Annotated in this window: 1 protein-coding gene; it reads right to left on the reverse strand. The window is 67.3% G+C overall.

The genetic code is table 11. The annotated features are described in order from the left end of the window. On the reverse strand, positions 1-941 hold a 941-nt coding region (locus ACYVDE_RS24215), incomplete at its 3' end, for a glycoside hydrolase 43 family protein (RefSeq protein WP_460504081.1). Positions 942-981: the final 40 nt, after the last annotated feature.

A 981-nucleotide genomic window follows, 5' to 3' on the forward strand; every position in this document is an offset into this window, starting at 1 on the left:
GGCACCCGGGGCTTGCGGTGCCGCAGCACGGGCTCGCCGCGCCCGTCGCCATCGGGGTCGGCGCCGATAACGGGCCAGTCGTTTTGCCACGTCATGGGCTGCAGGTGCACTACCCGGCCGTAGGGCCCACGGTCCTGGAAGTGCAGGAACCAGTCTTCCTGCCCGTCGGGCGTATCGACCCACGCGCCCTGATGCGGGCCATTGATGGTGGTTGTGCCCTGGTCCATCACAATGCGCGCCTCGTAGGGGCCAAACACTTTTCTGGAGCGCAGCACGGTTTGCCAGCCGGTAGGCACGCCGCCAGCCGGCGCAAAAATGTAGTAGTAGCCGTGACGCTTATAGAGCTTGGGGCCCTCGATGGTGGGGTGCGCGGCGTGGCCATCAAACACCAGCGCATCGTCGCCAAACAAGTGCAGGCCATCGGGACTCATGCGACTCACGGCCAGCACGCTTTTGATGCCGGCCCGGCTGCCCGCGAAGGCGTGTACCAGGTAGGCGCGGCCATCCTCATCCCACAGCGGGCAGGGGTCAATCCAGCCCTTGGCTTCTTTGATGAGCACCGGCGCATCCCAGGGCCCGGCGGGGTTGCGGGCGCGGGTGAGGTAGATGCCGCGGTCGGGGTCGGGGTAGTAGAGGTAGAACTGCTGGTTGTGATAGCGCAGGGCCGGCGCCCACACGCCGTTGCCAGGCTGCGGCACCCGAAAGGCGGCCGGCAGCGCGGGCAGCGCATTGCCCAGCAGCTCCCAGTTCACGAGGTCTAGCGAGTGCAGAATGGGCAGGCCCGGCACGCTGCTGAAGCTGGAGGAAGTGAGGTAATAGTCGTTGCCCACGCGCACTACATCGGGGTCGGAATAGTCGGCGTTCAGCACCGGGTTCTGGTAGGTACCGTCGCCGCGGTCGGGCTGCCACACCGGCGGCAGGCTGGAAGTTGCAGGAGGCACGCTCAACGGCGTCGACGGCACAACGGCCGGCGCCTTCGCG

This window comes from Hymenobacter agri, assembly GCF_054778495.1.